The 7,875-nt window shown below is 74.0% G+C and carries 2 protein-coding genes; both read right to left on the bottom strand.

The window, feature by feature from the left end; translation table 11 throughout:
• A partial coding sequence (locus MXD95_RS06935) for a type I polyketide synthase (RefSeq protein WP_250639716.1) occupies nt 1-7,303 on the bottom strand: 7,303 nt, incomplete at its 3' end.
• 85 nt (nt 7,304-7,388) lie between these two features.
• A partial coding sequence (locus tag MXD95_RS06930; RefSeq protein WP_250639715.1) for an acyl carrier protein occupies nt 7,389-7,875 on the bottom strand: 487 nt, incomplete at its 5' end.

Here is a 7,875-nt window from a genome sequence, read left to right as displayed (position 1 = left end):
ACGGAAACACCCTCGACACAACCGAAGAATCAGACGAAGAATCAGACGAGAAAAGCACTGAACCGGCCGGCGAATCCACCACGGAAACGGGCGCGAAAACAGGTGCGACGACAACCGTGGCATCCGCCGGGACGGCCGGTGAACCGGTGCCGGGGGCACCGTCGTCGGGGTCGGGGTCGGGGTCGGGGTCGGGGTCGGCGCTCGGATCCACTTCGAGGATCACGTGGGCGTTGGTGCCGCTGATGCCGAACGCGGAAACCCCGGACCGACGCGGGCCATCCGTGGGCCACGGCGTCGTGCGCGTCAGGAGCTGGACCGCCCCCGCGGTCCAGTCGACGTTCGAGGTCGGCGCGTCGACGTGCAGTGTCTTCGGTGCCATCCCGTGCCGCATCGCCATCACCATCTTGATCACACCGGCGACCCCCGCAGCCGCCTGGGTGTGCCCGATGTTCGACTTCACCGATCCCACCCACAGCGGCCGATCCGCGTCCCGGTCACGTCCGTAGGTGGCCAACAACGCCTGCGCCTCGATCGGATCACCCAACGTCGTGCCCGTGCCGTGCGCCTCCACCACATCGACCTCACCCGCGCCAAGCCGGGCATCGGCCAACGCTCGCATGATCACCCGCTGCTGCGACGGGCCGTTCGGCGCGGTCAACCCGTTACTCGCCCCATCCGAGTTCACCGCCGACCCGCGCACCACCGCCCACACCGGATGACCGTGCCGGCGCGCGTCCGACAACCGCTCCACCAGCAGGACACCCACGCCCTCGCCGAACCCGGTGCCGTCGGCGGCGGCGGCGAACGGCTTGCACCGGCCGTCCGGCGCCAACCCCCGCTGCCGGCTGAATCCGGTGAACAGGCCCGGGGTGGACATCACGGTCGCCCCGCCGACGACGGCCAGCGAGCACTCCCCCGACCGCAGCGCCCGCACCGCCAGATGCAACGCCACCAACGACGACGAACACGCCGTGTCCACCGTCACCGCCGGCCCCTCCAGACCGAAGGTGTAGGCAAGACGGCCGGACGCCACGCTGCCGGCCGTGCCGGTGCCCAGATAGCCCTCGAGGTCCTCGGGAACGGTGGTGACCCGCGCCGCGTAGTCCTGCGACATCAGGCCGACGAACACCCCGGTCTGGCTGCCCCGCAACGTTCCCGGCTCGATCCCGGCCCGCTCGAACGCCTCCCACGACGTCGTCAGCAGCAGCCGCTGCTGCGGGTCCATCGCCAACGCCTCCCGCGGCGAGATCCCGAAGAACGCCGGATCGAAGTGGCTGAAGCCGTCGACGAAGCCGCCCTCGCGGGCGTAGGACGTCCCCGGATGGTCGGGGTCCGGGTGGTAGAGGGCGTCGAGATCCCAACCCCGGTCCGCCGGGAACGGACCCACCCCGTCGCCGCCGGCCGCCACCAGCTCCCACAGATCCTCCGGCGAGCGCACCCCACCCGGATACCGGCAGCTCATCGCGACGATCACGATCGGGTCGTCGGCCGGTTCCGGCCCCGCCGGCGGCAGGGCGGAGGGCACCGCGGCCGCCGGCACGCCGAGCAGCCGGTCCCGCAGCTGGCTGACCAGAGCAGCGGGGGTCGGATAGTCGAAGACAAGCGTCACCGGCAGCCGGACACCGGTCGCGGCACCCAGCCGGTTGCGCAGTTCGACGGCCGTCAGCGAGTCGAAGCCGAGGTCCTTGAAGGCACGACCGGTGTCGACGGCCTGGGGGGAGCCGTGCCCGAGCACCGCCGCCACCGCCGTCCGCACGACGGTGAGCAGCACCGCGTCGCCGTCAGTCGCCGGCAGCACGGCGATGCGGCGGGCCAGCGCGGTCGCCGAGCCAGCTCCATCGCCCGTGGTGCCGGGGCCGCCGTCGGAGGCCCCCACCACCACGGCGCGCCGGGTCCGGCCGCCGATCAGGCCGCGCAGCAGGTGCGGCACCGCGGTACCAGCAATCTGGGCCCGCAGGGCGGGCAGGTCGAGGCGCAGCGGAGCGACGGCCGCCTCGCCGCTGGCGAGCGCGGCGTCGAACAGCGCGAGTCCCTGCTCGGTGGACAGCGGTCGCAGGCCACCACGGGTCAGCCGGCGCACGTCGGATCCGTCGAGGTGGCCGGTCATCCCGCCACGTCGCGCCCACAGCCCCCATCCCATCGACACCGCCGGCAACCCGGCGGCACGCCGCCAGGCGGCGAACGCGTCGAGGACGGCGTTGGCCGCGGCGTAGTTGCCCTGGCCGGGGCCACCGAAGACCGCGGCGGCCGAGGAGAACAGGACGAACGCCGCCAGATCCAGGTCCTGGGTCAGGTCGTGCAGGTGCCAGGCCGCGTCCACCTTCGGCCGCAGCACCCGGTCGAGCATCTCGGGGGTCATCGTCGTGACGACGCCGTCGTCGAGGACTCCGGCGGCGTGCACCACCGCCGTGAGCGGGTGTTGTGGCGGCACGGACGCCAGCAGGGCGGCGAGCGCAGGCCGATCCGCCACGTCGCATCCGGCCAGGGTGACGCTCGCGCCGAGATCCGCGAGATCGGCCGCGAGCCGCTCGGCCCCGGGGGCCTCGGCGCCGCGGCGGGAGACCAGCAGCAGCCGTCGTACCCCGTGCGCCGAGACGAGGTGGCGGGTCAGGGCGTCGCCCAGCACGCCGGTCGCACCGGTGATCAGCACCGTGCCCTCGGGGTTCCATCGCGCCGGAACAGCCGGCGACGGGCCGCTTGAGCGGGGCAACCGGGCCAGCCGGGCGGCCCACGGCTCGCCCGCGCGCACCGCGATCCGTGGCTCGCCCGTCGCCACCACCGCCCGCAGATCCCGGTACAGCGCACTGACGTCGACGTCGGCCGCCGGACCTGACCCTCCGGCCGGACCAGCCAGAGTGTCGGTGTCGACGAGGACAATCCGGTCGGGATGCTCCGACTGCGCCGAGCGGGCCAGGCCCCAGCCGGCCGCGGCGCCCGGATCCCGCGGCGGGTCGTCCGCTCCGGTCGACACCGCACCGTCAGTCACCAGGACCAGCCGCGACGAGGCGAACCGCTCGTCCGACAACCAGTCCCGCAGCAGGCCGAGGGTCCAGTGCGATGCCGCCCGCGCCCGCTCCGCGACATCGGTGGCGCCGAAGGCCGTGCCGCCGAGACCCTCGGTCCGCGAAGCCTCGGTACCGGGATGCCCCGGATCGGCCTCGCTCTCGGGCGGCGGGGGCAGGAAGGCGACGAGGACGGCAGGCGGCTCGGCTCCGGCGTCCACCGAGGCCGCGAGGGAGCCGAGATCGGCGTGGCCGTCGAGGCCGTCGGGGCGCGGTGCTGCCAGGCCAAGCACCGCCCAGGATCCGGCGCCGGTCGCTCCGGTCGCGCCGGTCTCGACCATCGGCGTGGCGGCGACCCCAACCCACTCCAGGTGCAACAGCGAGTCGTGCCGGCTCCCGGCGGCCTTCGGCAGGCCGTCGGCGGTGATCGGACGGACCAGGAGCGACCCGACGGAGATGACCGGCTGACCGGAGTCGTCCGTGCCGGTGAGGGACACGGTGTCCGCACCGGTGCGGGTGAGCCGCACCCGCAGGCGCCCGGCCCCCGCGGCGTGCAGTGACACGCCGCCCCAGGCGAACGGCACCGATCCGGCGGCCGAGTCGGGCAGCAGGCCGAGCCCGATCGTGTGCAGGGCCGCGTCCAGCAGCGCCGGATGCAGGCCGAACCGGCCGGCCTCGTCCAGTTGCTGCGCGGGCAGGCCGACCTCCGCGCAGAGGTCGTCGCCGACCCTCCAGGCCCGGTGCAGGCCCTGGAAGACCGGCCCGTAGTCGAATCCGGCGCCCGCCAGGTCCTCGTACAGGCCGGTGACGTCGAGGGGGACGCCCCCGGGGGGAGGCCAGGCGGTCAGGTCCGGCTCACCGCCGGCCGGCGGACCGTCGAGGGTCAGCACTCCGGTGGCATGGCGGGTCCACTGCTCGTCGGCGGACTCGACGGGATCGGGGTCGAAGGAAGTGGCAGGGTCGAAGGAAACGGCAGAGTCAGGGGGATCGGCAGAGTCAGGGGGATCGGCGAAGGCAGGGGGATCGGCAGGATCCGCGGCGCCGATGAGGGCGGAGGCGCCGGCCCGTTCGACGCGGGAGTGCACCGTCACCGCCCGCCCGCCGCCAGCGTCGGGGGCCGCCAGCATGACCTGGATCTGAACGCCGCCCCCAGGCTCGATGACCAGCGGGGTGTGCAGGGTGAGCTCGTCCACGTACGGGTAGCCGGCGTGGTCACCGGCCTGGATCGCCAGTTCGAGGAAGGCCGTGCCCGGGAGCAGGACGGTGCCCGCGACCGCGTGGTCGGCGAGCCAGGAATGGCTGTCCAGCGCGAGCCGGCCGGTGAGCAGGATCCCGCCGTCGCCGTCCGCCAGCGACACCACGGCACCGAGCAGCGGATGGCCGACGACACCCTGCCCGACGGCGGCGACGCCGGTGGCCCGGGGCGCCGCCGGCTCCAGCCAGTACCGCTGCCGCTGGAAGGCGTAGGTGGGCAGATCGACCTGTCCCGCCGTGCCGGCGAACAGCGGCGTCCAGTCGACCGGGACACCGCGCGTGAACGCCTCGGCCAGACTGGCCAGGAAGCGCCGCGGCCCCCCGTCGTCCCGCCGCAACGTCCCGAACACCACCGCTCCGGAAACCGCCGCGTCGATGGTCTCCTGCACGCCGACCGTCAGCACCGGGTGCGTACTGACCTCGATGAAGGTCTCCCGCCCCGCCGCGAGCAACGCCCGGACCGTGTCCTCGAACAGCACCGGCTGGCGAAGATTGCGCACCCAATACCCGGCGTCCAACGACGCCTCCCGCACCGGCTCACCGGTCACCGTCGAGAAGAACGGCACCTCCGGCACCCGCGGCGTGATGCCCGCCAACGCCACCAGCAACTCGTCCGCGATACCGTCGACCTGCGCCGAATGCGAGGCGTAGTCCACCGCGATGCGCCGGACCCGCACCCCGGCCGCGGCGCAGCCAGCCAGGAACTCGTCCAGCGCCCGCGGATCGCCCGACACCACCGTCGACGACGGCCCGTTCACCGCCGCCACCGCGAGCCGATCACCGTGCGACGCGACCCCGCGGCGCACCCGCGCCGCCGGCAGCGCCACCGAGGCCATCCCACCCCGACCAGACAACTCGGCCGCCACCAGTTGGCTGCGCAGTGCCACCACCAGCGCGCCGTCCGCCAGGCTCAACGCCCCCGCGACACACGCCGCCGCGATCTCCCCCTGCGAATGCCCCACCACCGCCGAGGGCACCACCCCGTGCGACTGCCACAACGCTGCCAGCGACACCATCACCGCCCACGACACCGGCTGCACCACGTCCACCCGCTCCAGCGACGGCGCACCCGCCACCCCGTTCAGCACCTCCACCAACGACCAGTCCACATACGGATCGAGAGCCGCCTCGCACTGCGCCAACCGGGCCCGGAACACCGCGCTGGACGCCAGCAGCCCCACCGCCATCCCCGCCCACTGCGCGCCCTGGCCCGGGAACACGAACACCGGCTTCGGCTCGGCCACCGCCACACCCGCCACCACACCCGACGCCACGCCCGCCACCGCATCCGCATCCGCCACCGCCACCGCCACCGCCACCGCATCCGCGGCATCCGGCATCGCATCCGCGGCCGACCCGCCCCCGGCCAGTCCGGCCAGACCCGCCAGGAGCCCGGCCCGATCGCCCGCCACGACCACCGCCCGGTGCGCGAACATCGACCGGCCGGTGACGAGGGAGTGACCGACCTCGGCCAGGCCCAGCTCCGGCCGGGCCAGCACGTGCGCGAGCAACCGCCGCGCCTGGGCCGCCAGAGCTGCCTCGTCCCGGCCCGAGACCACCCAGGCAAAAGCGGCCGCGGCCGGGGGATCGCCGGCCGCCCTGTCGCCGACCGCCGCGTCGCCGGCCGCCGGCCCTGCCTCGGGCTGTGCCTCCGGCCCGTCCGCCGGGGTCGCCTCCTCCAGGACGACATGGGCATTCGTGCCGCTGAAGCCGAACGACGACACGGCTGCCCGACGCGGACGTCCGGTGTCCGGCCACGCCGTGGCCTCGACCGCCAGTCGGACCTCACCCGACGACCAGTCGACGTTCGGGGTCGGCTCGTCGACGTGCAACGTCTTCGGCACCACCCCGTGCCGCATCGCCATCACCATCTTGATCACGCCGCCGACACCTGCCGCCGCCTGCGTGTGCCCGACATTGGACTTGAACGACCCCACCAGCAACGGCCGATCCACGGGCCGGTCCCGCCCGTAGATCGCCAGCAACGCCTGCGCCTCGATCGGATCACCCAGCGGGGTACCGGTGCCGTGCGCCTCCACCACGTCGATCTCGTCCGCGCCGAGCCGGGCGTTCGCGAGGGCGTGCTGGATCACCCGACGTTGCGCGGGACCGTTCGGCGCCGTCAGCCGACTGCTCGCCCCGTCGGAGTTCACCGCCGTCCCCCGCACCACCGCCAGCACCGGATGACCATTGCGGCGCGCGTCCGAGAGCCGTTCCAGCAGCAGAACACCGACGCCCTCGCCCCAGCCGGTGCCGCCCGCTGACGCCGCGAACGACCGGCACCGGCCGTCGGGCGCCAGCCCCCGCTGTCGGCTGAACTCGACGAACGCCACGGGGGTGGACATCACCATCGCGCCGGCGGCGACGGCCAGCTCGCAGTCGCCGTGGCGCAGGGCCTGCTCGGCGAGGTGCATCGCCACCAGCGACGAGGAGCAGGCGGTGTCGACGGTGACGGCCGGTCCGCGCAGCCCGAGGACGTAGGCGAGCCGACCGGAGGCGATGCTGCCCGAGTTGCCGCTGCTCAGATACCCCTCGATGTCGCGGGGTACCGCCCCGACGCGGGTGCGGTAGTCGGCGTAGGAGACACCGGCGAAGACACCGGTCTGGCTGCCCCGCACCGAGCGCGGGTCGATCCCGGCCCGTTCGAAGACCTCCCACGTGGTCTCCAGCAGCAGCCGCTGCTGCGGATCCATCGCCAGCGCCTCCCGCGGCGAGATCCCGAAGAAGTCGGCGTCGAAGCCGGCGACGTCGGCGATGAACCCGCCCTCGCGGGCGTAGGACGTCCCCGGATGGTCGGGGTCCGGGTGGTAGAGGGCGTCCAGATCCCACCCCCGGTCCACCGGGAACGGACCCACCGCGTCCACCCCACCGGCCACCAGCCCCCACAGCTCCTCCGGCGAACGGACCCCACCCGGATAGCGGCAGCTCATCGCGACGACCGCGATCGGCTCCTGGTACCGGGTCGACAGCTCGTCGAGACGTCGACGGGTCCGGTGCAGGTCGGTCGTGACGCGCTTGAGGTAGTCCCGGAGCTTGTCCTCGTTCACCGTGTGGTGCCATCGCTTTCTCGCGGGTGGGCCAGCCGGGTGGGAATCGCTGACGTCGTCGGGCGACGCCGTGGGATGGACGCCGTCAGTCCGTCCCGAGTTCCTCGTCGATGAAGGCGAAGATCTCGTCGTCGCTGGCGGATTCGATGCGGTCGGCGGTGCCGTCCAGATCGGTGCGGTCGGAGCGGCCGCCAAGATCGCGCAGGCCGGGGCGGCCGTCGAGGTCGGCGGGACCGGCCAGCGGGTCGGACGCCGGGGCGGCGGACGCCGGCGCGAGTTCCTCCGCGAGGTGGTCGGCCAGTTCGCGGACGGTCGGGTAGTCGAACAGCAGGGTCGCCGGCAGCCGCAGACCCGTCGCCGCGCCGAGCCGGTTGCGCAGGTCCACCGCGGTCAGGGAGTCGAAGCCCAGCTCCAGCAGCCCCCGGTCGACCTCGACCGAACGGCCGTCGGGGTATCCCAGCACGTCGGCGGCGTGCGTGCGCACGAGCTCGCGCAGCAGCTCCCCGCGGCCGGACTCGGCCAGCTCCCCGAGTCGCGCCCGGAGGTCCGCGCCGATGTCGGCCCGGGACGCC

It is taken from the genome of Frankia sp. AiPa1 (genome assembly GCF_023243075.1).
Lineage (GTDB): Bacteria > Actinomycetota > Actinomycetes > Frankiales > Frankiaceae > Frankia.
The sequence above is the reverse complement of the archived record's forward strand: the minus strand, read 5'-3'. Positions and strand labels throughout refer to the sequence as shown.